General features: G+C 60.4%; 22 protein-coding genes, 1 pseudogene and 1 riboswitch. Of the genes and pseudogenes, 8 read left to right on the top strand and 15 right to left on the bottom strand.

Features of this window, described 5'->3' with window-relative positions; genetic code table 11:
- Positions 1 to 272: pseudogene (locus F560_RS25040) on the top strand (IS5/IS1182 family transposase); the annotation flags it as partial.
- Positions 273 to 339: 67 nt separating this feature from the next.
- Here the strand turns inward: F560_RS25040 and speB are convergent.
- Both speB and speE read right to left on the bottom strand, forming a co-directional pair.
- Positions 340 to 1,209 carry an agmatinase gene (gene speB / locus F560_RS0112265; protein WP_019006030.1) on the bottom strand — a complete coding sequence of 290 codons (870 nt, stop codon included), beginning with the start codon at positions 1,207 to 1,209 and terminating at the stop codon, positions 340 to 342.
- A gap of 35 nt (positions 1,210 to 1,244) precedes the next feature.
- Positions 1,245 to 2,081 carry a polyamine aminopropyltransferase gene (gene speE / locus F560_RS0112260; protein ID WP_019006029.1) on the bottom strand — a complete coding sequence of 279 codons (837 nt, stop codon included), beginning with the start codon at positions 2,079 to 2,081 and terminating at the stop codon, positions 1,245 to 1,247.
- Between the two features lie 218 nt (positions 2,082 to 2,299).
- On the opposite strand from speE, the gene F560_RS0112255 reads away from it, so the two are divergent.
- Entirely contained in the window at positions 2,300 to 4,441 is a 2,142-nt protein-coding gene (locus F560_RS0112255) for a transglycosylase domain-containing protein (protein WP_019006028.1), read from the top strand.
- Positions 4,442 to 4,557: 116 nt separating this feature from the next.
- On the opposite strand, the gene F560_RS0112250 is transcribed toward F560_RS0112255, so the two are convergent.
- Positions 4,558 to 5,076 carry a YwhD family protein gene (locus F560_RS0112250; protein WP_019006027.1) on the bottom strand — a complete coding sequence of 173 codons (519 nt, stop codon included), beginning with the start codon at positions 5,074 to 5,076 and terminating at the stop codon, positions 4,558 to 4,560.
- 152 nt (positions 5,077 to 5,228) lie between these two features.
- Here F560_RS0112250 and F560_RS0112245 point away from each other — a divergent pair, with 152 nt between their 5' ends.
- The 3 genes from F560_RS0112245 to F560_RS0112230 all read left to right on the top strand — a co-directional run bounded on the left by F560_RS0112245 (position 5,229) and on the right by F560_RS0112230 (position 9,350).
- Positions 5,229 to 7,205, top strand: a complete 1,977-nt coding sequence (locus F560_RS0112245) for a M1 family metallopeptidase (RefSeq protein ID WP_019006026.1) — start codon at positions 5,229 to 5,231, stop codon at positions 7,203 to 7,205.
- Between the two features lie 11 nt (positions 7,206 to 7,216).
- A complete protein-coding gene (locus F560_RS0112240) occupies positions 7,217 to 8,038 on the top strand; it encodes a hypothetical protein (RefSeq protein ID WP_026298243.1) in 822 nt (273 codons plus the stop codon).
- A 696-nt stretch (positions 8,039 to 8,734) separates the two neighbouring features.
- A riboswitch (cyclic di-AMP (ydaO/yuaA leader) is annotated at positions 8,735 to 8,878 on the top strand.
- A gap of 4 nt (positions 8,879 to 8,882) precedes the next feature.
- Entirely contained in the window at positions 8,883 to 9,350 is a 468-nt protein-coding gene (locus F560_RS0112230; protein WP_019006023.1) for a C40 family peptidase, read from the top strand.
- A gap of 329 nt (positions 9,351 to 9,679) precedes the next feature.
- Here the strand turns inward: F560_RS0112230 and uxaC are convergent, their stop codons facing one another.
- Together uxaC and F560_RS0112220 are read right to left on the bottom strand one after the other, a co-directional pair.
- On the bottom strand, positions 9,680 to 11,089 hold the full coding sequence (gene uxaC / locus F560_RS0112225) for a glucuronate isomerase (RefSeq protein ID WP_019006022.1): 1,410 nt from the start codon (positions 11,087 to 11,089) through the stop codon (positions 9,680 to 9,682).
- Between the two features lie 120 nt (positions 11,090 to 11,209).
- Positions 11,210 to 12,508 carry a Gfo/Idh/MocA family protein gene (locus F560_RS0112220; protein ID WP_019006021.1) on the bottom strand — a complete coding sequence of 433 codons (1,299 nt, stop codon included), beginning with the start codon at positions 12,506 to 12,508 and terminating at the stop codon, positions 11,210 to 11,212.
- A 142-nt stretch (positions 12,509 to 12,650) separates the two neighbouring features.
- Between F560_RS0112220 and F560_RS0112215 the strand changes: the two genes are divergently transcribed.
- Positions 12,651 to 13,511 (top strand): helix-turn-helix domain-containing protein, encoded by an 861-nt coding sequence (locus F560_RS0112215; protein WP_019006020.1) that lies wholly within the window; start codon positions 12,651 to 12,653, stop codon positions 13,509 to 13,511.
- Between the two features lie 169 nt (positions 13,512 to 13,680).
- Here the strand turns inward: F560_RS0112215 and F560_RS0112210 are convergent, their stop codons facing one another.
- The 10 genes from F560_RS0112210 to F560_RS0112165 all read right to left on the bottom strand — a co-directional run bounded on the left by F560_RS0112210 (position 13,681) and on the right by F560_RS0112165 (position 23,435).
- Positions 13,681 to 14,568 (bottom strand): metal ABC transporter permease, encoded by an 888-nt coding sequence (locus F560_RS0112210; protein ID WP_019006019.1) that lies wholly within the window; start codon positions 14,566 to 14,568, stop codon positions 13,681 to 13,683.
- Positions 14,565 to 15,605, bottom strand: coding sequence for a metal ABC transporter permease (locus tag F560_RS23155; protein ID WP_019006018.1), 1,041 nt, complete (start codon positions 15,603 to 15,605; stop codon positions 14,565 to 14,567). The genes F560_RS0112210 and F560_RS23155 overlap by 4 nt, the downstream gene beginning before the upstream one ends.
- Before the next feature lie 5 nt (positions 15,606 to 15,610).
- Positions 15,611 to 16,396 carry a metal ABC transporter ATP-binding protein gene (locus F560_RS0112200; protein WP_019006017.1) on the bottom strand — a complete coding sequence of 262 codons (786 nt, stop codon included), beginning with the start codon at positions 16,394 to 16,396 and terminating at the stop codon, positions 15,611 to 15,613.
- 20 nt (positions 16,397 to 16,416) lie between these two features.
- Entirely contained in the window at positions 16,417 to 17,379 is a 963-nt protein-coding gene (locus F560_RS0112195; protein ID WP_019006016.1) for a metal ABC transporter solute-binding protein, Zn/Mn family, read from the bottom strand.
- A gap of 205 nt (positions 17,380 to 17,584) precedes the next feature.
- A complete protein-coding gene (locus F560_RS0112190) occupies positions 17,585 to 19,000 on the bottom strand; it encodes a DUF4129 domain-containing protein (protein ID WP_019006015.1) in 1,416 nt (471 codons plus the stop codon).
- Positions 18,997 to 20,097: a DUF58 domain-containing protein gene (locus tag F560_RS0112185; protein WP_019006014.1), complete on the bottom strand. Its 1,101-nt coding sequence runs from the start codon at positions 20,095 to 20,097 to the stop codon at positions 18,997 to 18,999. The genes F560_RS0112190 and F560_RS0112185 overlap by 4 nt, the downstream gene beginning before the upstream one ends.
- Complete coding sequence (locus F560_RS0112180) at positions 20,094 to 21,068, bottom strand: AAA family ATPase (RefSeq protein ID WP_019006013.1); 975 nt, start codon at positions 21,066 to 21,068, stop codon at positions 20,094 to 20,096. Before F560_RS0112180 ends, F560_RS0112185 begins: the two co-directional genes overlap by 4 nt.
- 339 nt (positions 21,069 to 21,407) lie before the next feature.
- Positions 21,408 to 22,277 (bottom strand): ABC transporter ATP-binding protein, encoded by an 870-nt coding sequence (locus tag F560_RS0112175; RefSeq protein ID WP_019006012.1) that lies wholly within the window; start codon positions 22,275 to 22,277, stop codon positions 21,408 to 21,410.
- Between the two features lie 96 nt (positions 22,278 to 22,373).
- On the bottom strand, positions 22,374 to 23,135 hold the full coding sequence (locus F560_RS0112170; protein WP_019006011.1) for a polysaccharide deacetylase family protein: 762 nt from the start codon (positions 23,133 to 23,135) through the stop codon (positions 22,374 to 22,376).
- Positions 23,136 to 23,228: 93 nt separating this feature from the next.
- Complete coding sequence (locus F560_RS0112165) at positions 23,229 to 23,435, bottom strand: DUF1657 domain-containing protein (protein ID WP_019006010.1); 207 nt, start codon at positions 23,433 to 23,435, stop codon at positions 23,229 to 23,231.
- 213 nt (positions 23,436 to 23,648) lie between these two features.
- Here F560_RS0112165 and spoVAC point away from each other — a divergent pair, with 213 nt between their 5' ends.
- Together spoVAC and spoVAD are read left to right on the top strand one after the other, a co-directional pair.
- A complete protein-coding gene (spoVAC, locus tag F560_RS0112160; RefSeq protein WP_026298240.1) occupies positions 23,649 to 24,119 on the top strand; it encodes a stage V sporulation protein AC in 471 nt (156 codons plus the stop codon).
- A 5-nt stretch (positions 24,120 to 24,124) separates the two neighbouring features.
- On the top strand, positions 24,125 to 25,147 hold the full coding sequence (spoVAD, locus tag F560_RS0112155) for a stage V sporulation protein AD (RefSeq protein WP_019006008.1): 1,023 nt from the start codon (positions 24,125 to 24,127) through the stop codon (positions 25,145 to 25,147).
- The last annotated feature ends 4 nt before the right edge of the window (positions 25,148 to 25,151 follow it).

The raw sequence follows: 25,151 nt of genomic DNA, 5'->3' as shown, positions 1-25,151 counted from the left end.
ATCTGTTTGCCGAAGGCAAAGTCGCACATGGTCTGGGTCGCGCACGGAGCCGTGGGCTGGACTGCATGCAGGAACAGACGCTACTGACGGCAACCATTCAAAATCTGAAAAGACTATGCCGGTTTAAGAAAAAACGACCTCAAACCGGTGCTTTGGCATGCCACAAACCGAAATCCGTGATGACGGAGGCGGTGTCAAACCTGCTCATATCAGTGGTGGCTATGTTTGTTTCCTCATTTTTCATGTCAGTTAGACGGCTAAAACTGACTTAATTCACCGGACTTCTAAAGCTTCAAGACTTTCGGGATAGCCTTCGCGGAGGCGTATTTTCCTATTCGGTCATTTCACAAAGCCGAGCAGCATTTCGCGGACCAGCTTCGACGCCACGATCGGCGTCTGCTCGGTCGGATCGTAAATCGGCGCCACTTCGACCACGTCGGCCCCGACCACGTTCGCGCCGGAACGGGCGATCAGATGCACCGCTTCCAGCAGCTCCTTCGAGGTGATGCCGCCCGCTTCGGCCGTGCCGGTGCCCGGAGCGGCCGAAGGATCGAGCACGTCGATATCGATCGTGACGTAAACCGGGCGCCCGGCCAGAGAGGGCAAAACCTCGCGCAGGGGAGCCGCCACTTCGAACGGGTGGAAGTTGATGTTTTCGCGGGCGTAAGCCCACTCTTCGCGGCTGCCCGAACGGATGCCGAACTGATAGATGTTGCGCCCGCCCATCAGCTCGGCCGCCTTGCGGATCGGCGTGGAGTGGGAGAGCGGTTCCCCCTCGTAGCTTTCGCGCAGATCGGCGTGGGCATCGATATGGATGACCGCCAGATCCGGATATTTCTTATAAACTTCCTGCAGCACCGGCCAGGTGACGAGATGCTCGCCGCCTAGCCCGAGCGGAAACTTGCCGTCGGCCAGCACGCCCCGCACGTAATCGCCGATGATGTCCAGGCTCCGGGCCGCGTTGCCGAACGGCAGCAGCAGATCCCCGGCATCGAAATACGCCAGCTCCTCCAGGCTCCGGTCCAGGTAGGGGCTGTATTCCTCCAGGCCGACCGACGCTTCCCGGATCCGGCCGGGACCGAAGCGCGATCCGGGACGGAACGAGACGGTAAAATCCATCGGCATGCCGTAAATAACCGCTTTGGAAGACGCATAATCGTCAGAGCTGAGAATGAAGACGTTGCCGGAATACTTTTGGTCCAATTTCATGTGCGATGCGGTCTCCTTTTGAGCGATAAGCCCTGTTATTTGGTCAGGTCTTCCACGAATTTCGGCAGCACGAACGCCGCATGGTGCAGGCGGGGCGTGTAGTATTTGGTGTCGATTTCGGGAATGTCCTCAATCTTGACGTTCAGCGGATCGTACGTTTTGCTGCCCATCGTGAACGTCCACAAGCCGCTCGGATACGTCGGGATGTTGCAGCCGTACACGCGCACGATCGGGAACACTTCCTTCACGTCGCGGTTGACGCTGCGGATCAGATCGGCCTTGAACCACGGGTTGTCCGTCTGCGCGACGAACAGGCCGTCCTCGCGCAGCGATTCGTAAATCCCCTGATAGAAGCCCCGCGTAAACAGATGCACCGCAGGGCCGACCGGCTCCGTCGTGTCCGCGATAATGACGTCGTACTCGTTCTTATGGTCGTGAATATGCTTGAAGCCGTCGTTGACCAGCACTTCGACGCGCGGATCGTCGAGCTTGCCGGCGATCGTCGGCAAATATTTTTTGGAATATTCGATGACCTTGCCGTCGATATCGACGAGCACCGCTTTTTTCACTTTCGGATGCTTCAGCACTTCGCGGATGACGCCGCCGTCTCCGCCGCCGACGACAAGCACGTTTTCCGGGTTCGGATGCGTAAACAGGGCCGGATGCGCCGCCATCTCGTGGTAAACGAATTCATCGCGGACCGTCGTCATGACCATCCCGTCGAGCAGCAACATGTTGCCCCATTCCTCGGTTTCCACCATGACCAGTTCCTGAAAATCCGTTTGCTCATGCACGTACGTGCGCTTGATTTTGGCCGTAATGCCGAAGTTCTCCGTTTGTTTCTCCGTAAACCACAATTCCGTTGTAGACATGAGTAGAACCCTTCTTTCCAGGGGAATTTGGACGCAATTGACGTTTGCCGTACAGCCGGACGGAAGCTTCCTTGTCCGCCTCCCGCGCCGGGCTGCTTGACCAACCAAGATGTATTATAGGGTATCGCCCGCAAAATGCAACCAAGTTCGCGCACAAATTCCGGCTGCCTCTCTTCCGAATATCCCGGCCTCTCTTACTCCATACTAAGTGGGAAAAGTTGACTCCCGATCAAGGGCAGGCATCCGGGAAGGAGGGATTATCGATCGAACGCGGCGCGCATCAAGACCATTCCGTCCATGACAGGAAAACCGCGGCCCGGGCGAAAACCGGCAGACGTTCCGGCCGCCTGCGCAAACGCCATCTGCTCGCGCTTCTCCTCTTGTCCGTTTCAGCCCTGCTGTTCGGCGCCCTGGCCGTCTCCGTCCGCTACGGTTCGCTTCCCGCCGCTTCCTTCCCGCAGTCGACGCAGATCACGGACGCGGAAGGGCGCGTGCTCGCTTCGCTGCAAGGCGGCGTCAACCGGCGCACGGTTTCGCTCAAGGACATCTCCCCCTGGCTCGTGCGGGCGACGATCGCCGCAGAGGACCGCAGGTTCTACGAGCATGCCGGCCTCGATTTGCGCGGGCTGGTCCGGGCCGCCTGGGTCGACGTGCGGCATCTGTCCAAAGAGCAGGGAGCGAGCACGCTGACCCAGCAGTTGGCCCGCAATCTATACTTGTCCCACGAGCGCACGTGGACCCGTAAGCTGAAGGAAGCGTGGTACGCGGCCAAGCTGGAACAAACGTTCTCCAAAGACGAAATTCTCGAGATGTATTTGAATCAGATTTACTACGGCCACGGCGCTTACGGGGCGGAAGCGGCTTCCCGGCTTTATTTCAACAAGCCGGCCAAGGAGCTGACGCTGGCCGAAAGCGCCATGCTGGCCGGCATCCCGAAGGGGCCGCGCTATTATTCGCCGCACCTGCATCCGGAGCAGGCGAAGGCCCGGCAGCGGACGGTGCTGGAGGCGATGAAGGAGACGGGAATCATTACGGCCAGACAGGCGGAACAGGCCGCCAAAGCCTACGTCCCGGTGCAGCCGCTGCCGAAAAACCAGGGCGTCGTCGCCCCCTATTTCGTCGACTACGTGCGCAAGCTTGCGGCCGAGCTGCTCGGCGAGGAGGAATCGCTGCTGAGCGAGGGCGGGCTGACGATCACGACGACGCTCGACAGCCGGATGCAACAAGCGGCCGAAGAAGCGGTCGCCGCCAAGCTGCCGAAGAACAGCGAGCTGCAGGCCGCCCTTGTGGCGATCGACCCCGCCACCGGCCATATCAAAGCGATGGTCGGAGGCCGCAATTACGCCGAGAACCAGTTCAACCGCGTGTTCGCCACGACCAGGCAGCCGGGCTCGGCGTTCAAGGCGATTCTGTACGCGGCTGCGCTCGACCAGCGCGTCATTACGCCGGCGACCCGCTTCCGCAGCGAGCCGACGATCTTTTATTACGACAACGACCGGAAGATATACCGCCCGAGCAATTTTAACGACCGGTACGTTCATGCCGACATCGGACTGCGCCAGGCGATCCGCACGTCCGACAACATCTATGCGGTGAACACCATCATGCAGGTCGGGCCGGAAAAGGTGATCGGCATGGCGAGGCGCCTCGGGCTGACCGCGCATCTGGCGCCGGTGCCTTCGCTGGCGTTGGGAACGTTCCCCGTAAGCCCTTTCGAGATGGCTTCCGCCTACGCGGTGTTCGCGGCCGGCGGCATCCGGACGGAACCGGCCGCCATCCTCCGCATCGCCGACCGGAACGGGCGCGTGCTGTATGAAGCGCGGCCCCGAAAGGAGCAAGCGGTGGATCCGGCGCTCGCTTACGTGGTGACGGACCTGCTGCGCAGCGTTTTCGATACGGGCGGCACCGGCCATCGGGTCGCCCGCATGCTCAAGCGGCCTGTCGCCGGCAAATCGGGCACCACCGCTTCCGACGCCTGGTTCGTCGGCTACACGCCGGAGCTGGCCACGGCGGTCTGGGTGGGCTATGACCGGGGCCGGGCCATTGCATCCAGCGAAACGCACCGGGCGGCGCCGATTTTCGCGGAATTTACCGAAGCCGCGCTCGCCTCCGTTCCTCCCCGTCCGTTCGAGATGCCCGAGGGCGTGGTCAGCGTCGAGATCGATCCGGCGAGCGGGCTGCTGGCGGGACCCGGCTGTCCGGCCGACGAGCGGGACAAGGTGCGGGAGACCTTCCTTGCGGGAACCGAACCGACGCAGGCTTGCACCGTTCGGGAGCAGCCGGATCGGCCGGACGCCTCCGGCGGCGGGCAAGGCGGCGCGTCGTGGTGGAGCCGGCTGCGGCGCTGGTGGGGCGGGTAAGTTGGCTCGCCCGTCCCGGCCGCGGCCGGGAGATGCAAAACGGCCAGGCGGGATCATGGCTTCCCGCCTGGCCGTTTTGCGCGAACAGGCCGACCGATCCGGCCCGCTCAGCCTTTTTAATAAGCCAGCATATCCTTCAGTTCCTGGGGAGAATGATTCCACCAGTCCGCATTGTGCTCCTGCAGCAGGCCGCGCAGCAGCGCTTTTTCTTCCGGCCCGAGGTTGTCGAGCAGGTATTTCCGTTTTAACGCCGCATCCATCCGGTTGACATGGTCGGCCAGAATCTTCCATCCCCGCCGCGCCTCCGTATCGACAAGCATCTCGCAGGACGCCATCCCCGCATAATAGCCGCCTTCCTGGTCGTGGTCGACCGCCACCCAAACGATCCATACCTTGCGTCCGTTCGGCACGGTCTCCTTGTCCGGGGAAAATTTGATCCCCTTCTCGACCTTGCTCTTGGCGTGCATGGCCCCCATATCGATGTACGCTTCTCCCTGATCGATAATGACCGGGGACACTTGGCTCAAATCGATGCTCCCGGCCCCGAAACCTTTATGCTGCTTGCTGTTGCTGATAATATTCAGCGCCAGCTTTTTCTTCTCCGGCGCGGATTGCTGCGGTTGATTTTGCTCCATCGTTCACGCCTCCATCCAATACGAACTAACCACATTGTAGCGAATTTGCCCGAGAAAAGCGATGACCCGGCCGCTGTCCGCATCCAGATATATTCCATGGACAACCGGCATATATATCCCGTAGAAAGCTTGTCAACGGGAGGGTAATCCGTATGCCCCAACGCCGCTTTACGCGCTTCCTCGTTCCGGCCGCCGCCGCCGCATTGCTCGTCTTCTCCATTCCGTTCGGATTCGCCGAGGCTTGGGTGAACCAATACGCCCTGCCGGCCTCCGCGCAGCCGCAGCAGGAGCCGGCGCCCGCCGCCGCCGAACCCGGCGCCGACGTTCCGATCGCGCCCAAGCCTGCCGTCCTGAGCAACCGGGTGGCGGAATATCACATCAGCGTCAAACTGGAGGATGGCGACACGCTGACGGGCCAGCAAACCTTAACCTGGAAAAACCCCGGCCGCAAGCCCGTCCAGGAGTTTTACCTTCATCTGTACCCGAACGCCTTCTCCCCGGGAAGCACGTTCCTGAAGGAATCTGGAGGGCAGCTTCGGGGGGACAAAATGAAAGCCGGCAGCTACGGGTCCATGACGTTGACTTCGCTTGCCACCGAAGAAGGCGAAACGCTGCTGCCCCGCCTGCATTACGTCCAGCCGGACGACGGCAACCCGGACGACCGGACGCTGGCTTCCTTCCGGCTGCCGGAGCCGGTCGGTCCCGGCCAGACCGTCACGCTCCGGATGAGCTTCACCGTCAAGCTCCCGCAGGTGTTTGCCCGCATGGGGACCGCCGGAAACTTTGTCATGGCCGGACAGTGGTTTCCCAAGGCCGCCGTCTACGAGACGGCCGGAACGCGCGGCCGGACGTCGGAAGGCTGGAACGCGCATCAATACCACGGCAATTCGGAATTTTACGCGGACTTCGGCCTCTACAACGTCAAGATCGACGTGCCGGAGTCGTACAAGGTGGCCGCGACCGGCTTCCAAACCCAGCAGCCCGCCGTCAAGAACGGCCGAAAAATCTACCAGTTCTATGCCGACGACGTGCACGACTTCGGCTGGGCGGCATCCCCGTCATTCCGCTACGAGGAGGAGTCTTTCTCTTCCGAAGGCGTGCCGGGCGTCCGCATCAAGCTGTACATCGACCCGCTGCACGCCAAGCTTCAGGAGCGGTACATGCACGCCGCCAAGTCGGCGCTGGCGCTTCTGGGCAAGTGGTACGGGAATTATCCTTACTCCACCCTGTCCGTCGTCATTCCTCCCGCCGACGCAAGCGGCGCGGGCGGCATGGAATACCCGACGCTCGTCACGGGAGCGGCCGCCAAAAACGACAATCCCGGGTTCGAGCTGGAGAGAACGGTCGTCCATGAAATCGCCCATCAATATTGGTACGGCATCGTCGCCTCCAACGAATTCGAGGAGGCATGGCTGGACGAAGGGTTCACCTCCTATACGGAGGATAAGCTGATGGCGGCGATTTACGACGTTGTGCCCAACAGCGCGGTCGAAGCGAGTTATTTAACCCATCCCGAGCCGTTGAAAATGAATGCCTGGCTGTACGACAGCTCGGACAGTTACGCGGAAAACGTGTACATGCGCGGCAAGCTGGTGCTGAAGGCGATCGAACAGCAGGTGGGCGAGAAAACGATGAACAAAATTATGCGGACGTATTTCCAGACCTACCGGTTCAAGCATCCGTCCTCCTCCGATTTTCAAAAGGTCGTCGAAAGCACGACCAAAAAGAAATGGACCGACTTCTTTCAAGCCTACGTCCTGCACGGCCAAATGGCGGATTTCTCGGTCGAATCGATCGATACGCGCCAAACCGGCGAAGGCGGCTACGAGTCGCGCGTGCTGCTCCGGCGCGGCGGCGGCAGCCCGGAGCCGGTGACGGTCTGGTTCCAGTTCGCGGACGGCCAAAAGCTGCTGAAAACCTGGGACGGTTCCCAATACCATGTGCAGTTCAAACTGACGCATTCGTCCCCGCTCCAGTACGTGGCGATCGATCCCGAAATGGCCGTCGTGCTCGATAACTTCCGCTACAACAACTATTTGAAAACCGAAGTATCCGAACCCGTACGCACCCGCTGGAATATCGGCTTATCCAAGGCGGTGGACGGATTGCTCGGCATTCTGGCCTGGTGAGGTGAACAGCGGTGCGCACATGGATCCGCAAGGGATGGGGGTTAACCTCCCGACACAAATATGTGCTGGTCGTCCTTTTTCTGTACCGTTTGTTGTGGGGCTTCTTCCTGTACCGTTTTATCGATTCCGTCGCCGCCCCGGTGCTCGCCCGCTATCCCGACGCGCACCCGAACGCGAATGCGGTCCGCATGTTCCTGATCGAAGCGCAATTCCGGCTGCTCAAGACCGACCTCGTAAACGAAACGCTGATCCTGCTGGCCGGAATGTTTTTCCTTCGCATGATCCTGACGCCGCTTCTGAACGCCGGCCTGTACTATTCCTTCCACCATGCCGGCGAGGAGAGCGGAACGCGGGTGCTGAGCGGCATCCGCCGCTGCTGGAAGCCGGTCGTCCTGCTGTACCTGACGGAGAACGTGCTGGCTCTGCTGCCGGCCGTCTGGCTGGTGCCGTTTGCCAAAGCGCGCTTTTTCGCGCAGTTTTCCGTCCAGGCTTGGGTCCTCGAACTTCTTCCTTACGCCGGCGCATGGGCCGCCTGGATGTTTCTGCTCCGTCTGCTGTTCCGGTTCATGCAATTCGGCGCCGTATCCCGGGACGGCATCGTCAAAGGGCTGCTTCGCGCCTGCGCGAACGTGTTGCCGCTTGCCGCCGTCACCCTGCTGATGCTGGGCATCGCGGCCGCCGCTTCGCTGGCCGTGACAAGCGCGACGATGATCTGGACCGGATTCGTCTCCATTGCGGTTCACCAGGCGTTTCAATTCGTACGGACCATGATGAGCGTATGGACTGCGGCATCCCAGTTTGCGTTGTGGAAAGCGGACGAAGCTAAAGGATAAAAAGCCGCCTGCCGACCGGCGCGGAAGACCAGGAACGTTCGCGAAAAAAGCTGTCCCGCATGCCATGTAAGATGGCGCGGGCAGCTTTTTTCTATGACTGCCGTGCAGCAATATTGGATTTTGTGCAGGAGGCCGGCTCCTTTCGCTCATTTTCCGGAACGTATGTTGGAGTTTCTCCAATGTTATGACCCGAAAGCCCTGCTTATTCGGCTTCTGCGGACCAAAAGACTGGATATATCCAACATAGACCGGCTTCCGGCACCTAAACGGCGAATCGCGTTGGATTTTTCTAATCTAGACGCAAATATAGACGCAAAGCCGAACTGTTATATAGTCGCGTTAGCCGAGATGAGAATTTAGACGCATACGCCGCGGTTGCTATATAGCCGCACTTTTTGATCTAGATTGCGAACTTTTTCCAAGTATGATGCCGCTTTCGTTCCGTCCCGCAATGACGGCCGTGCTGAAGCTCCGCACGGAAGTCATGTTCTTTTCGGGAATAACGCGATTCTTGGGGAGGGGTTTTGCGGGCCGAAAAGTGCCGGAAGTTGTCCAAAAAACAAGCCCGTCCTCTACTCTTTTCCTATTTGTTCCGGTTTTTTCGAGTAGATTAACGTTTTCTCATCTTTATATTAACGAATTCTAATCAATTGAGAGCAGGAAAAGAGACCCAAAACACGAATTATTAAATCCCAGGTGCGAAAACTGCCGAATCCTTTAGTACCTAGGAACGGGGGAACCAATTTTCCGGGTGAATTGATCTCGCATCGCTTGCAGGGATCATAGGGAACCTTCAACCGAACCCTACAGCTAACCTCGTAGGCATTGGAAGGAGTCATCTGTTTTGCGTAAGTTGTCCGTAAGTTTGCTGGCCTTTGCTTGCTTGCTCGTGTTCCAAGCCGGAAGCGTATTTGCGGATTCCAAGCTGGACAACACGGTCTCCAGGCTGATCGGCATCGACTACAACTATGGAGGAACGACGACGGACGGATTCGATTGCTCGGGCTTTACGTCCTATGTATTCGCGAAATTTGGCGTCAAACTTCCTCATTCGTCGAAAGAGCAGTTCAAGCTTGGAAAAGAAGTCGGGAAGCAAAGCGCTCTGCGCGCCGGCGACCTCGTGTTTTTCAACACGGACGGCAAAGGCGTCTCGCACGTGGGCGTGTATGTAGGGGACAACAAGTTTGCTCATGCCTCCACGTCCAAAGGGGTCACCATTTCCGACCTCAGTGAAAGCTATTATGCAAAACGTTACCTCGGCGCACGCCGCGTCCTGGACGACGCGACGTACGAGGAAGTGGCCGTCGGCTAAGGCGTCAGCCGCTAACCATCATGGGGGCTGTCTTCAAAAGATATTCCCTGCATGGCAGCCCCAGGATCAAATGAACCTTCAATAACCGCTGTAAAAAGCGGGGTTGGAGGTTCATTTGTTTTGTATCCGTGGCTTTAGGATAGCAAAACGACCGGCCGTTCCGCCATGTACGAACGTCGGATTTTGAACCCGGACCTGCGACGGGGGTTCTTCCCGGAAGGGCGCGTGCGAGCAGGCCGGAGCCGGTAAAAAAGACCGCTCCGCGCCGGCCGTCCTTGCGGGACAGTCCGGTTCGAAGCGGTCTTTCGTCGGAAAAAGCGGCAATCGGCTTAACCGAAGCGGAAATATTCCTTCGCGTTGCGGTAGCTGATATCCTGCACCATGCCTCCAAGCAGGTCGAAGTCCAGGGGGACTTCTCCGTTCTCGGCCCACTCGCCGAGCAGATTGCACAAAATCCGGCGGAAATACTCGTGGCGCGTATACGACAAGAAGCTGCGCGAATCCGTCAGCATGCCGACGAACCGGCCGAGAAGCCCGGTATTCGCCAGCGCCTTAAGCTGGTCGATCATGCCGTCCTTCGTGTCGTTGAACCACCATGCCGAGCCAAGCTGGATTTTGCCCGGAATGCCGCCGCCCTGGAAGCTGCCGATCGCCGTTCCGAGCGTGTAAAGATCGTTCGGATTGAGCGAGTACACGATGGTGCGCGGCAGCACGTCATCTTGCTCCAGCGCATCGAGCAGACGGACAAGCGCATGGGCGACCGGACCGTCGTAAATCGAATCGAAGCCGGTATCCGGTCCGAGCTTGGCGAACATGCGGCTGTTGTTGTTGCGGTGCGCATGCATATGAAACTGCATCGCCCAGCCGAGCTCGGCATACTTCCGGCCCAGGAACAGCAGCGTGAACGTTTTGTACTTCCGCTCTTCCTCATCGCTGATCGGTTCGCCGGACAGCGCTTTGGCAAAGACGGCGGCCGCTTCGTCCCTGGTCGCTTCGGCATAGCCCATCACGTCAAGCGCATGGTCGGACACCCGGCAACCCGTCTCGTGGAAAAACCGGATGCGCTCGGACAGCGCCGACAGCAGCGCGTCGTAATCGCCCACCTTCGTGCCGGCCGCCTGTTCCAGTTGAGCCAGCCAGGGCAGGAAGGTGGCGCGGCGGATTTCGAGCGCCTTGTCCGGCCGGAACGACGGCAGCACCTTCACCTTGAAGTCGGGAAGGTCCCGAATGAGCCGATGGTATTCGAGCGAATCGACCGGATCGTCGGTCGTGCAGACGACTTCGACACCCGACTTCACGATCAGGTCGCGGGCGGAAAATCCGCCCTGGGCCAATTGGGCGTTTGCCTTCTCCCAGATGACGGGCGCATTTTTCTCGTTGATGATCTCCTCAATGCCGAAGTAGCGGCGCAGCTCCAGATGAGACCAATGGTACAGCGGATTGCCGACGGCGGCCGGCAGCGACTTCGCGTACGCCAGGAAGCGGTCGTAGTCGGAGACGCCCTCTCCGCCCGTCACGAAGCGCTCCTCCACCCCGTTCGTGCGCATGGCCCGCCATTTGTAATGGTCCCCGTACAGCCAGACCTGGGTCAAATTGCCGTACGTCTGATTCTCGTATATTTCCTTAGGGCTTAGATGGCAGTGGTAATCGATGATCGGCATTTTTGCCGCATAGTCGTGATACAGCTTGACCGCCGTTTCGTTCGACAGCAGAAAGTTATCATCCAAAAACGGTTTCATCGGCATCGTCTCCTTCGCGCCCCGTCGGGCGTGTATTTATACTGCCCCTGCTCCCGGAGACCGGCGGGTCGCCGCCGCGGGCGGACGAAGCGGACGCCGCTGCGCCCGCCGCACCGGCTCTCAGCTGCGGAACTTCACCAAATCGTCGATCTTCACCGGCAGTCCGGTGCGGATGGAACGGTTGGCCGCAATGCCCGTCAAAATCGATTTTGCGCCGTCGATATGGTTCGCCGCGCGATGGAACGGATCGGGCACCGGCACGCCGAACAGATCGTTCAGCAGCACCGGGTCGCCGCCGCCGTGGCCTCCCTGGCCTTCTTCGAATTCGACGGTATACGGAGCCCCGAACATGGGAAGCACGGTAAAGCGGATGCCTTTCAGCGCGCCTTCGTCCGCCTTTTCCCCGCCGGAATTGACGTACGACTTTTCGACCACTTCCAGCTCCAGGCGTCCCTTGGTTCCCGTAAACGCGATCCGATAGCCCTCCCAAGGCGCATAGGCGGTGAGCGAATACGTCAAAATCGCCTGGTTCCGGTAGCGGACGATCACGCCCATCGTGTCCTCGATGCTGATGCCGTCGCCGAACACGCTTTGGTCGCGGCGGTAGCCGTCCTCGTGCTCCGCGTCCAGGTACATCGCTTTCAAATGCTCGTTGCGGTCCAGATGAAGCGCGAACGGATCGCCTTCGGCGTTCGGGTTGCCGGTGGCGCGGTCGTAGAATTTCGTAACGCCGCGCTGCTCGGCGTTTTCGCGTCCGTAGAACAGCAGGTCGCCGAACGCGAACACCGTCTCCGGCTGCGAGCCGATCCAGAAGTTGACCAGGTCGAAGTGGTGCGTCGACTTATGCACGAGCAGGCCGCCGCTGTTTCGCTTGTCACGGTGCCACCGGCGGAAATAATCCGCGCCGTGCTGCGTGTTGAGCAGCCACTCGAAATGCACGGCATTGACCTTGCCGATGACGCCGGATTCGATCAGCTCCCGGACTTTCGTATGGTGCGGCGCATAGCGGTAATTGAACGTGACGCGGACGTTGCGGCCGGTCCGCTCGACGGCGTCGAGAATCTCCTGGCATTTCTTCTCGTCCACGGTCATCGGCTTCTCCGTAATGACGTCGCAGCCCAGCTCCATCGCCCGGATGATATACGTATGGTGCGTGCGGTCCACGCTCGTGACAATGACCGCATCCGGCTTCTCCGTCTCGATCATGCGGTCGAATTCGTCGGACCGGTACGTGCGGACGGCGGAATAGCCGTATTTTTCCACCAGCAGCTTGTTGGCATAGTTCATGCGCGTCTGGTTGATGTCGCAAAACGCAAGCAATTCCGACGTTTCCCTGAAATCGCTCGCAATCGCTCCGTAAAAAAATTCGGCTCTTCCGCCCGTTCCGACGAGCACGTATTTCTTTTTGTCAGCAGACATGCGTCGTTCTCCTCTCGTTACGCGGGATTTGCTTTTATTCTAACGCAATGAAATGCTATAATTCTGCTCAAATCATGCCTTTTTTCACAACAACCCCGCATATCTTGCCATAAAGAAGCGCTTACGAAAGGAGAACTGCCCATTGCCGTCTCCCGCCGAATTGGAAACGTGCCATTACGGCTCCGAAACCGACCACTTCGTGGAATATGTAAAACGCAGCGGGCCTTATACGATGCAAAACGACCATTTCCATGCCTACTATGAAATCTATTACCTGCTGTCGGGCAAGCGGATTTACTTCGTCAAGGACCGCACGTATACGGTAGAGCAGGGCGACCTTGTCTTCATCGCCAAAAACGAGCTGCACAAAACGCTGCAAACGGGCGAACCCGGCCACGAGCGAGTCGTCATCCATTTCGGCGATGCTTTCATTCGCGAAAGGGGCGGCCCCCACGCGAAACTGCTGCTCAGCCCGTTCGAGCAAAAAAGCCACGTCATCCGGCTGCCGCTCGCCGAGCAGAAGACCGTCGCTTCGATCATCCGCCGGATGGTAACCGAAATCCGCCACAAGCCTCCGGGCTTCGAGCTGGTGCCTGCCGCCGCGATCGTCGACCTGCTGCTTGCGACCGCCCGCTACCTGCAAAACAACGAACCGGCTCCGATCCTCGACGCCACGCCGCTGCACGCCAAAATTTCCGAAGTCGTGCGCTACCTGAACGAGCACTATCACGAGCCGATCAAGCTGGGCGGGATTGCCGAACGCTTCTTCATCAGCCCGTATTACCTGAGCCGCATGTTCAAAGAAGTGACCGGCTTCACCTTCTCCGACTACCTGATTCTCACCCGCGTCAAAGAAGCGCAGCGCCTGCTGCGGGACAGCGACGCGACGATCGCCGAAATCGCCTCGTCCGTCGGCTTCGACAATTTCTCGCATTTCGGCAAAACGTTCAAGAAGATCACCCGGATGTCGCCGCGGGAATTCCGCAGGCAATCCCGTTCCTGACAGCGTTGCGGGAGCAAATCGGCCAGGCCGATCGGACTTCCATTCTATCTTACCACATTTTTCTGTCCGGAAGGCGAGGCGGAGCCGAATTTGAATGCGCGGACTCCGGTCCCGGCAAACGGAAAGGGCGCCCTTGCCCAGGGCGCCCTTTCCATGGTAAACCAGCCATTTAACCCGCCCGTCCTCCAAGCGCGGCGGCGCGAAGCCGGCGGCGGCGGGTGACCAGGCCGTGCGACGGCGAAAACAGAAACGCGAGCGCAAACTGCACGCCCGCCGCGCACACCATGCAGCCGGCGATGGAAGCGTCGAGCCAGACGGCGGCCCCATAGCCGGCGACCGAGCTGACGATGCCGATGACGACCGCCAGGCCGATCATCGTGCCGAGACGGTCCGTCAGCAAATAGGCGGCGGCCGGCGGAATGACGAGCAAGCCGACGACGAGAACGGCGCCGACGCTTTCGAACGAACTGACGGTCGCCATCGACACGAGCCCCATCAGCAGATAATGGAAGACGGCGACCGGAATGCCCAGCGCAGCCGCCAGCGCGGGATCGAACGCGCACAGCTTGAACTGCTTGTAAAACAGGGAAACGACGGCCGCGATGACAAGCAGCGTCAGCCCAAGCAGCCAGACCGCTTTCGGCCCCAGCGACAGGGCGCCGAACTCAAGCGTATTCCATTGGACGTAGGCGATTTCCCCGAACAGGACGCAGTCCAGATCCAAATCGATGTTCCGCGCGTTCAGGCTGATCAGCACGACGCCGACGGCGAAAAGCGCGGTAAACACAACCCCGATCGAGGCGTCGCTCTGCACGCCGCCCGACTGAAACAGCTGGATGAGAAACACGGCGACGAAGCCGACCAGCGCCGCCCCGAGAAGCATGAAAAAGGAGCCGCGGGAACCGCTGACCAGAAAAGCGATGGCGATGCCGGGCAAAACGGCGTGGCTGATGGCGTCACCGACAAGCGCCATGCGCCGGAGGACGAGGAAGCATCCGAGAACGGCGCAGCAGGTTGCGACGAGCGCTCCGGTCAGCATAATCCAGAAGCCGCTCATACCGAAGCCCCCCTTTCGTTGGCGTGAGCCGCGGAATGGACGTTAGGATGGGCGTTGTCATGCACGTTGGCTTGACCGTCCGTCAGAACGGCCGCTTGAGCGGTTGCTTGCATGGCGGCCTGGATGTTCGCCCGGGCGGCGACGCCCGCGCTTTCCGCCAGCCATCTGCGCCTTGCCGACCTGCGGCCGAGCAGCTTCGCCGCAAGGCCCCGCCGCGGTCCGAACAGCACGGACGCGACAAAGCAGGCGGTTGCCGCCAGCACGCTGATCGGCCCGGTCGGAAGCTGGCTGACGCCGGAGCTGATCCAGGCCCCCGCGGCGCCGCTGAGCGCGCCGAACAGGCCGGCAAGCACGGTCATGACGCCGAGGCGGTCCGTCCAGTAGCGGGCGGAAACGGCCGGCGTGATCAGAAGGGCCGCGACCAGCACCACGCCCACCGCCTGAATGCCGACCACGACGGCGACGGTCGTCAGTCCGAGAAGCAGCTGCTCCAGAAGGCCCATCGGAAATCCGAGCCCGCGGCCGTAGCCGGGGTCGAAGCACAGCAATTTAAACTCCTTGTACAGCAGCCCGCAAGCGATGACGAGCAGGAGCGCGACTCCGCCCAGCGTATACAGGTCCGAAGATGTCATCGAAGCCGCCTGGCCGAACAGGAATTTGTCGAGTCCGCTTTGGTTGCCGTACGAAGAATGTTGAATCCGGGTCAGCAGCACGATCCCGACCGCAAAAAACAGCGACAGCACAATGCCCATGGCCGCGTCGGGCTTGATTCGCGAATACCGCGTGATCAGCGTGACGCTTAACGTAGCCGCCGCCCCGGCGAGCAGCGCCCCGACCAGAAACAGTCCGACCGATTTGACGCCGGTCAGCATGAACGCGATGCAGATGCCGGGAAGCGCCGCATGCGCCAGCGTGTCGCCGATCAGGCTTTGCTTCCGCAAATACGAGAACGTCCCGATGACGCCGCCGCTCAGGCCGAGCAGCATGCTGCCCAGCAGAATCCATCTCAGGTTCGGATCCGTCAGCAGGTTCAGCATGCCGCTCACCTCCCGTTTCCGGCGGCGCCGGCCGGCTCCCGCTCCGAGCGGGCGACGAAAGCCAGCTTGCCGCCGTAAGCCTGCTGCAGCCGCTCAGGCGTGAAGGTCGTCTCGGTCGGCCCGCAGGCGATTACTTCGCCGTTCAGCAGCAATACGGAATCGAAGTAGTCCGCCACCGTCGCCAGATCGTGATGAACGACGAGCACCGTTTTGCCGTTTCGCTTCAATTCGTTCAGCAGCGTCACAATGGCTTTCTCCGTGGCCGCGTCCACGCCCGCAAACGGTTCGTCCATAAAATACAGCGTCGCGTCCTGGGCGAGCGCCCGGGCGAGAAACACCCGCTGCTGCTGGCCGCCGGACAGCTGGCTGATCTGCCTGTGGGCGAAGTCGGCCATGCCGACCTTATCGAGGCAATCCATGGCCAGTTCCCGCTCTCTGGCGCCGGGGCGGCGGAACAGTCCCAAATGTCCGTATCGGCCCATCATGACCACATCCAGCGCGCTCGTCGGAAAATCCCAATCGACCGATTCGCGCTGCGGCACATAGCCGACCAGCTTCCGGTTTACCTTATAGGGCTTGCCGTAAATAAGCGCCTCTCCGGACAATGCGGGCTGAAGCCCCAGAATCGCCTTGATCAGCGTAGACTTGCCTGCGCCGTTCGGGCCGATGATGCCGACCAGCTGCCGCTCGTCGATCTCGAAGGTCACATCCCGCAGCACCGGCTTTTTCCGGTAGGCCACCGTCAGCCCGGAGACCGCAAGCGGCGGAACGTTCCGATTTCGGTTCGTCATCGATCCAACCTCCCCATCCATTATTTCAACGCGTTCGCGATCGTCTCCGCATTGTGGCGAACCATGCCGACGTACGTTCCTTCCGGCGTGCCTTCGGCCCCCATCGCGTCGGAGAACAGCTCCCCGCCGATGACGACCTCATGCCCTTTTTGCCGCGCGCCTTCGATCACCGCTTCGATCGACCGGGACGAAACGCTCGATTCGACAAACACCGCCTTGATGCCGCGTTCGACGATCAGGTCCCGCAGCGCCGTCACGTCTTTGGAGCCGTATTCCGATGCCGTGCTGATGCCCTGCAGACCGACGACCTCCATGCCGTAGGCGTCGCCGAAGTAGCCGAACGCATCGTGCGCCGTCACGAGAACCCGGCTTTTTTCCGGAATCGAAGCGATTTGCTCCTTCACGTATGCGTCGAGTTCTTCAAGCTCCTTCAGATAGGCGGCTGCGTTTTGCTCATATGCCGCCTTGTGCTCGCCATCGGCCTCGATCAGCGTATCGCGGATCTTCTCCACGGCCATCATCCAGAGCCTGACGTCGAACCAGACGTGCGGGTCTTCGGTTTCCTGGTCGAGAATGCGGAGACGGTCTTCGGGAATGTTCTCCGTCACCGGCACGACGGTGCGGCTTTTGGCCATCTGCACGAGAATGTCCGTCATCTTGCCTTCCAGATGCAGCCCGTTGTAAAAGATAACGTCGGCCTGCTCCAGCTTGGCGATATCGCCTTGCGACGCTTTGTACAAGTGCGGATCGACGCCCGGACCCATGAGGCCGACAACCTCGACATAGTCGCCCCCGACCTCTTTCGCCGCATCGGCGATCATGCCGGTCGTCGCCGTCACCCGAAGCCGTCCTTTGCCCTCTCCTTTACCCGCTCCTTCGCTTGTCTCCCCGCTGCCGCAAGCCGCCATCACGGGCAGGACCATCGTCAGAAACACAACCAGCAAGATTAACCGCTTGACGGAAGCGCTGAGTCTTCGCTTCATCCTTCTCCACTCCCCTGTACGATTCATAATATTGTCCTTCACTAAATAAGTTTCCTGTACGACTAATATTTTTATTAACGCTTCTTTTTTAATATTATACAATTATTTTTACCTAATGCAACTTTTTTTGAAGCCGAAAACAAGCCTGCGAACGAAAAGCATTCGCAAGCTATTGTCCCGTCTGGGGTTCAATGGAGGATGGGAGTTATTTTTGCGCGCCGTTCCGCTGCCGGTTCCGCTCCCACGGATAATCGCCGCCGATGGCTCGCAGTTCCTCCGCGGAAGGCTCCCGGCCGCCGTAACGAACCAGCTCGTACGCCGCAAGAAGGCGCCGTTTGCTCCCCCTCAGCCAATCGCGCAGCCCGCGCCCGCCTGCGTCCGGAGCTTCCAAAGAGGAAGCCTCGAGCCAGGCGGATAAGTGGTCCAGCGTTTCCGCAGGCGTATAGGAGGCGCGGTGGCGGTAGCCGGCCCGGATTCCGGAGAGGACGGCATCTTCGTAGAGCCGCCTGGCTCGATCCGCCGCGGCAAGCTTCTCCCATTCCGTACGGCTCAGCCTTTTGCCGCCCCGATTCCCGCGGCCGGCCAGACGCAGCTCCCGGAACGCCTTGCGGATATCGAGGAGGCTTTCCCGCTCCTCGCTGTACCCTTCCGCAGGCGGCTGCTCCCGGCGGGCAAACAACCGGGCCAGCAGCGCTTTCAGCCGCCCCAGCGCCGCTCGATACCAGCTGCGGTTAAGAAAAAAGTGACGCAGCAGCAGCCATAGAAGAAAGGCTCCCGCCGCTCCGGCGACGGCATAAGAGACGATATCGAGCAGCTTATGCCACCATTCGGGGGAAGCGGACCCTTCCTCGGGGAACAGGCCCTCCGGCAGCGGCGGCATGGCCGGCTGCGCCGCCTCCGGCGGCGTGGAGCCGCCGGGCTCGGGAATAAGCCGGTTCAGGTAACGGACGATCTCGTGCCATAACGATAGCCCGCTCGTCAGCAAAAAGACAACCAGAACGGCTGCGATCAGGCCGGCCAAATAGTTGCGGTTGGCGGCCGCTACCGCGCGGGTGACGATGTGCTGCTGCAGCCCCGCCGCCTCAAGCTGCCTGCTGTGCCCTGCGGCAATCAGCACGACGAACCAGAAGATGCCCGATAACGTAAAAAACAGACGATACGGTTCAAGCTCCGCCGTCCACTTGGCCGCGATCAGCGCGACGGCGTTCACGGCCACCCCGGTCCCGCCGATGGCGAGCCATCCCGGCGGCCGTCTGTGCTGCCAGGCGATGACGCCGATGAACAGAGCCGGCGGAAGCAAAGCGGCGTTCGCGTAAAGAACGGCTCCCGCCAGCACGGCGATCACCGCGCCGAATAACCCGAAATAAACCGCCCATGGCGGCAAAAAACGCACGACCGCCAGCACGGCGGCCAGCAGCAAGGCGCCTGCCGCCACGGCGAGGCGATGCGGCAGCGGTCCGGTTCCGGCCGTCTCCGCAAGCGCGATCGTCACCGGCAGCCACACCCACGTCTGCGCGGCGGCGCCGAGCAGCGAAACCCTACGTTTTTCTTTTCTTTCCATCGCCCCTTGTCCGATTCCGTCCGGGCTTTCATTCAAGTCTCCGGCCGCGTTTTCGCTCATGCTCCCGCCCTCCGTTCCCGGTACAGCACCAGCGTCTCGACGCGGTTGCCCGCCCGGCGCAGCCGTTCGATCATGCGCTCCTGAGAGGGCGTCAAAAACGCCGAGATGAGCAGCACGTTCGCGCGCCGCAAACCGGAAGCGAGCAGTTCTTCGAGCACGTGCGAAAGCTCGCGCCGGACGACGGGTTCAAAGCCGGCCATCAAGCGTAAAATCCGGAGCAACTGTCCGCTTCCCGCCTGCGGCGGCACGCGCAGCGGAGCCTGATGCTCGTCGGCGCTTTTTCCGTTATACACGAGCCCGGCCTTCCCCCCGCTGTTCTGGATATGGCGGATGACGGAAGCGGCATAGCTGAGCGCCTCCTCGAACGCCTCCGGCGGCATGCGCCGGTTTGTGGCGTCATCCATCAGCTCGGCGTTCAGAATAACGGTCGCTTCGTTATCCAGCATCGTCTCGCGCTTGTTGACCAGAAGCTGGCCGGTCTTCGCCGTCGCGTTCCAGTTCACTTGGCGCAGCGAGTCTCCGCTCCGGTATGCGCGGACGCCGGCTACATGGTGATGATTCTCCAGAAACAGTTCGGGCATGCCAAGCGCGCTCTGCATGAACCTGCGGGCCGGCAGCGGCAGCTCCGCAGCGTCCTTCACGCGGGGATACACCACGATAGAACAGTTCGTTTTCAAATCCATCGCGCCGAATGCCGTACCGAACAGATCTCCGAACGTGCAAGCCAGGCTCGGCACGCGGTAGATGCCTCTGCGGACGCATAGCACCTCGTGCCTGCGCACCACCCTCGTAAACGGCGGCAGACTGAACAGGCTGGCGTGGTGCTGCAGCAGTTGGCCCGAGCTGATCGCCGTTTCCGCGCTCCGGTTCGGAAACCGGAGCATGGACGGCATCACCGTCTCCACCCGCAGCCAGGGTATGGGGAGCAGCTTGCGGTTGACGATCTCCTCGGTCATGACAACGGTCTGGCCCGCATAGACGTACGGTTTGCTGAAGGAACGCTCATACGCGATGCCGCGCTTGCCCCAAATCCGGTACAGCCCGTGCTGCAAAAGGTAAATGCCTCCGAACACGGCAAGCAGCCAGACGATCGTCATCGGCTGAATCCCCGCTCCAGTCCCGGTTCGGAAGGGACGGGGACGCTCGCGACGATGTCGTCCAGCAGCCGGCGGGTCTGTTCGCGCCCGAAGCCGAAGCCGTCCCTGGGCACAAGCCGATGCTCCAGCACCGGACCGGCAAGCGATTTGAGATCGTCGGGCACCACATAATCGCGCCCGCGAAGCAGGGCGCGCGCTTGCGCCGCCTTCGCCCAATGAAGGCTTCCGCGAGGGCTGGCGCCGCTGGCCAGCTCTTCGTGCCGGCGAGTCGCCGCCACGATCGCAAGCAGATAATCGAGCAGCTCGTCGCCGATCCGAACCTTGGGCACAAGGCTTTGCAATTGAAACAGGCGGGGCTTGTCGACGACCGGCTTCAGATCGGGAAGCGGATCGCGGACGGAGTAGCGCCGCAAGATTTCCTTCTCCTCCTCCGCCGTCGGATAGCCGACGGAGATGCGCATCATGAACCGGTCGAGCTGCGCCTCGGGCAGCGGAAACGTCCCCTGGTTCTCGATCGGGTTCTGGGTGGCAATAACGAGAAAAGGCGCCTCCAGCGGGTACGTATCCCCGTCGATCGTCACTTGGCGCTCTTCCATGCACTCGAGCAGGCTCGATTGCGTGCGCGGAGTGGCGCGGTTCAATTCGTCGGCAAGCAGAATATTCGTGAATACCGGACCTTTGCGGAGCTCAAAGCGGCCGGACCGCTGGTTATAAAAGTTGATGCCCGTAATGTCGGAGGGAAGCAGATCCGCGGTGAATTGAACTCTCTTGAACTCGCAATCCAGCGTCTTCGACATCGACTTGGCGAGCAGCGTCTTGCCGGTCCCCGGCGCATCCTCCAAAATGACGTGGCCGGACGCGAGAAGGGCGATCAGCAGATGCTCCACGACATCGGATTTTCCAACGACCGCCGCGGCAATCCGCTCCGCAATGGCAGCCGCCTGATCGTTCGCTTCTTGGTTCGTGATCATCTTGCAGCCTCCGTCTCCCGAAATGAATAAGCTACGCTTCATGCGGGGAATTCCGCAATTTGCTTTTTGCGCCAAATCCATTTATAGCGCTTTCATTCCTGCGAGTTCTGTCGAAGATGCAAGGCGCGCTTTGTGCGGACTCTCGGTCTGAATTACTTATATTTTACTGGGATGCCAATCAAATGACAAATCGATGCGGGATCGATACGTTGACGATGATGGGGCTTGAACGTACGGACGAAACGGAAGAACCCGGAATGCGCCTATAATGCAAACGTAAAAAAAGGCTGCTCCGTCCGTTGGGGGGAGCAACCTTTGAATGGGGGTTCGTTTGGCGGCTTAGCCGACGGCTTCCACAGGCCGGCCGGCAGCGGCGATGCGCTCCTGCATTTCGGGTTGCGGGACCGCGGAATCGGCCCACGCATCCGGCGCAAGGCCATAAGGCAGGCACATCGGCGTTCCCGACCTCGGGTCGGGGATGACGTCGGCGTCGATGCCGAATACGACGCGAAGCATTTCCGGCGTCATGACTTCTTCCGGTTTGCCCTCGTAGAGCACTGCGCCCTGCTTGAGCGCGACGAGGTGATGCGCGTAGCGGGCGGCGTGATTGAGGTCGTGCACGACCATAATAATCGTGCGCTTCTGCTCTCGGTTCAGCTTCTCGAGCAGCATCATGACTTCGATCTGGTGCGCCATATCGAGAAACGTCGTCGGTTCGTCCAGCAGCAGAACGTCCGTGCCCTGAGCGAGCGCCATCGCGATCCAGGCGCGCTGCCGCTGGCCGCCGGACAGCTGGTCGGCGGCGCGTTCGCTGAAGGCCGACATGTTGGTCGCCTGCAGCGCCCAGTCTACCATCTTCCAATCTTCCGCGGTCAGCGTGCCTAATCCTTTCTGATGGGGATAGCGGCCGAAGGATACCAGCTCGCGAACCGTCAGTCCCTCGGGAGCGGTCGGATTCTGCGGAAGAATGGCCAGCTGCTTCGCCACTTCTTTGGTCGGCTGGCGGTGAATCAGCTTGCCGTCCAGATAGACGCCGCCGCCAAGCGGGTTCAGAATCCGCGCCATCGCCTTCAGAATCGTCGATTTCCCCGAGCCGTTGGAGCCGACAAGAGCGGTGATTTTTCCGTCCGGAACAAGCAAATTCAGTTCCTCCACAATGCGTCTGTTTCCATAACCCAGAGACAACTGTTTTGCGCTTAACCGCGACATGGAAAAATCCACTCCTCCGCTAAAACGTTTATAAATGAAAATAATTCTCATTCTTCATGCGTTACAAAAAAATGATAATCGTTCTCACCTTCTATGTCAATCGTTATTTTTATCGACAAGCCGGCTTCGGTTCAGCAGCTCGGAAACGGTCACGAACCGGTAGCCCTCGTCCGTCAGCTTCGGCAAGATGCGGGCCAGCGCGTCGACGGTTTGCGTAGGTCCATGTACATAGTCGTGCATCAAAATGATGTCTCCGTTGCGGATATGTCCAAGCACCGTCTTTACGATCCGGTTGACCCCGGGCCGCGACCAATCGTGCGTATCCTGATGCCACGACCACATGATCGTCTGCAGCCCTTCCCGCTTGATCACTTCCAGCACGTGCGGATCGAATACGCCTTCCGGAGGGCGAAACAGCTGCGGAGCCTGTCCGGTCGCCGCGGCAACCGCCTCCTGAGTCGCCACAATTTCCTCGCGGATCCGGCCGGAAGGAACGGAACGCCGGAGCACGAGATGCGAGAACGTATGGTTGGCCACCTCATGTCCCTCAAGCGCTTCGCGGCGCACGATGTCCGGATGCTGAACCGCTTTTTTGCCCATCACAAAAAAAGTCGCCCGGGCGCCGTACCGTTTCAGCAACTCCAAAATGCGCGGAGTATCCTCCGGGTCCGGTCCGTCGTCGAACGTCAGCGCCACGAGCTTCTCGTTTCCGGGCACTTCCCACACGACTTCGCCCCGCGATTCATAATACGCCCGGTTGTAAGGAGCCTCCGCGGCGGCGAAAGGCAAACCCGAGCCCGTCGAAAACAGCAGCGCCGCCAAAACGGCAAGCGCGGCGGCCATCCGATAAGCGCGCAAGTTGAATTCCCCTTTCAGGAAGGATTTTGGGGTTGCTCCGGCATGTACGAAAAAGGGGCCGAGCGCATGGCGCTTAAGCCCCCCGTTACACGATCAGAACCCTTTGTATTGAGGCTCTTCGTTTTCCAATTGCTGAACGCGCGTCTCCACTTGCTGCACGATTTGCTGCGTTTGGGCAGCCGCGTTGGTAAACAGCGTTTTGGCTTCCTGATTCTGCGTGCCGAGAGCGAATTGCTCCAGGCTGGCTTGGGCGCTCTTCAGCGAGGCGAGACAGGTTTTGACTTGGGATGCGATCGTCATGTTCTTTCCTCCTTCGAATTAATCAAAGCGCGCGAACGCTTCGCGGCTATCCGCGAACATAGGCGGCTCCTGCATAGCGAAACCCTCATTCATGTTTCCTAAAGGAGCCGATCTTCATACGTTTTCGGTCAGGTAATATTTGTTATCGTAAAAATCCCGTTTGGTGGCATCCTCAAAAAGGAGATTCAGCCGTCATAAGGGGGACTGAGGACCATCGGAAACAGCAAAACGAAAAAGCTGACCCCTGTCCAGCGCGAATATCAAATTTTGGCCTGGAAGCACGAGCCTTCCCGAAAGGTTCTGCGCAATTCGGCGCGGGCTTTCGTGGTAGGCGGATCGATCTGCTTGCTGGGACAATGCATTCAGCAGGCGCTTGTGCATTGGGGCGGCTGGGACGAGAAAAAAGCCGGAGATCCGACCGTCGCCATCCTGATTATATTGTCGGTGCTGCTGACCAGCCTGGGCGTATACGACAAGTTCGGCCAATGGGCCGGAGCCGGCTCGGCCGTACCCGTCACCGGCTTCGCCAACTCGATGGCGTCCGCGGCGATCGAGAGCCGGAGCGAAGGTCTTGTGCTGGGCGTAGGGAACAATATGTTTAAGCTGGCCGGCTGCGTGATCGTCTTCGGGACGACCGCCGCCTTTGTGGTGGCCATCATACGACTGTTGGTGTGCGGAGGCTGAACGGCATGCTAAAGGGACACCAAAGCTGGAAATTTCACCGGAAGCCGGTCATTGCGGGGACGGCGACGGTCGTCGGACCTTTCGAAGGAAGGGGGCCGCTCGCCAACGACTTCGACATCGTGCACGGCGACTCGCTCGTCGGCCAGGACAGTTGGGAACAGGCGGAGCAAACCTATCTCGAGGAAGCCGCCAAGCTGGCCATTCGGAACGCCGGCCTCACCAATGACCAAGTGCAGTTCTACGTGGGCGGGGACCTGATGAACCAAATCACAAGCTCGAGCTATACCGCGCGCACGCTCACGATCCCTTATCTCGGCGTGTTCGGGGCGTGCTCGACCTCGATGGAAAGCTTGGCGGTCGCTTCGTACCTTGTCAGCACCGGAGGCGCAAAATACGCGCTGGCGGCCACCTGCAGCCATAACTCCAGCAGCGAGAAGCAGTTCCGCTATCCGACCGAATACGGCTCGCAGAAGCCGCCGACCGCCCAGTACACCGTGACGGGCGCCGGCGCGGCGGTCGTCGCCGAGGCCGGCGCAGGTCCCGTCGTCGCGGCGGCGACGATCGGGCGCATCGTCGATATGGGCATCAAGGACCCGTTCAACATGGGGGCGGCGATGGCGCCGGCGGCGGTCGATACGATTACGGCCCACTTCCGGGATCTCGGCGTCGGACCGGACCACTACGATCTGATCGTGACGGGCGACTTGGCCAAGGTCGGCTACGAGATCGCCTGCGATCTTTTCGAAAAGCACCGGATTCCGATGCACAAAACCCGATTCCGCGATTGCGGGATGATGATTTACGATTACGGCAAGCAGATGGTTCAAGCCGGGGGAAGCGGCTGCGCTTGCTCCGCGGTCGTCACCTACGGGCATATTCTCAAAAAGCTGCGCAAACAGGAGCTGCGGCGCGTTCTGGTCGTGGCGACCGGCGCCCTGCTGTCCCCGCTGGCGGTGCAGCAGGGAGAATCGATTCCCTGCATCGCGCACGCGGTGGCGATCGAAGCGCCTCAAGCGGCGGCAGACTGAGCCG

Origin of the sequence: Cohnella laeviribosi DSM 21336, from assembly GCF_000378425.1 — a bacterium.
Taxonomy (GTDB): domain Bacteria; phylum Bacillota; class Bacilli; order Paenibacillales; family Paenibacillaceae; genus Cohnella; species Cohnella laeviribosi.
This window is presented reverse-complemented; position numbering and strand designations above follow the sequence as displayed.

Coding starts and splice junctions, on each gene's coding strand:
- speB (WP_019006030.1), bottom strand. CDS start 1,209: ATGAAATTGGACCAAAAGTATTCCGGCAACGTCTTCATTCTCAGCTCT.
- speE (WP_019006029.1), bottom strand. CDS start 2,081: ATGTCTACAACGGAATTGTGGTTTACGGAGAAACAAACGGAGAACTTC.
- F560_RS0112250 (WP_019006027.1), bottom strand. CDS start 5,076: ATGGAGCAAAATCAACCGCAGCAATCCGCGCCGGAGAAGAAAAAGCTG.
- F560_RS0112245 (WP_019006026.1), top strand. CDS start 5,229: ATGCCCCAACGCCGCTTTACGCGCTTCCTCGTTCCGGCCGCCGCCGCC.
- uxaC (WP_019006022.1), bottom strand. CDS start 11,089: ATGAAACCGTTTTTGGATGATAACTTTCTGCTGTCGAACGAAACGGCG.
- F560_RS0112220 (WP_019006021.1), bottom strand. CDS start 12,508: ATGTCTGCTGACAAAAAGAAATACGTGCTCGTCGGAACGGGCGGAAGA.
- F560_RS0112210 (WP_019006019.1), bottom strand. CDS start 14,568: ATGAGCGGCTTCTGGATTATGCTGACCGGAGCGCTCGTCGCAACCTGC.
- F560_RS23155 (WP_019006018.1), bottom strand. CDS start 15,605: ATGCTGAACCTGCTGACGGATCCGAACCTGAGATGGATTCTGCTGGGC.
- F560_RS0112200 (WP_019006017.1), bottom strand. CDS start 16,396: ATGACGAACCGAAATCGGAACGTTCCGCCGCTTGCGGTCTCCGGGCTG.
- F560_RS0112195 (WP_019006016.1), bottom strand. CDS start 17,379: ATGAAGCGAAGACTCAGCGCTTCCGTCAAGCGGTTAATCTTGCTGGTT.
- F560_RS0112190 (WP_019006015.1), bottom strand. CDS start 19,000: ATGAGCGAAAACGCGGCCGGAGACTTGAATGAAAGCCCGGACGGAATC.
- F560_RS0112185 (WP_019006014.1), bottom strand. CDS start 20,097: ATGACGATCGTCTGGCTGCTTGCCGTGTTCGGAGGCATTTACCTTTTG.
- F560_RS0112180 (WP_019006013.1), bottom strand. CDS start 21,068: ATGATCACGAACCAAGAAGCGAACGATCAGGCGGCTGCCATTGCGGAG.
- F560_RS0112175 (WP_019006012.1), bottom strand. CDS start 22,277: ATGTCGCGGTTAAGCGCAAAACAGTTGTCTCTGGGTTATGGAAACAGA.
- F560_RS0112165 (WP_019006010.1), bottom strand. CDS start 23,435: ATGACGATCGCATCCCAAGTCAAAACCTGTCTCGCCTCGCTGAAGAGC.
- spoVAD (WP_019006008.1), top strand. CDS start 24,125: ATGCTAAAGGGACACCAAAGCTGGAAATTTCACCGGAAGCCGGTCATT.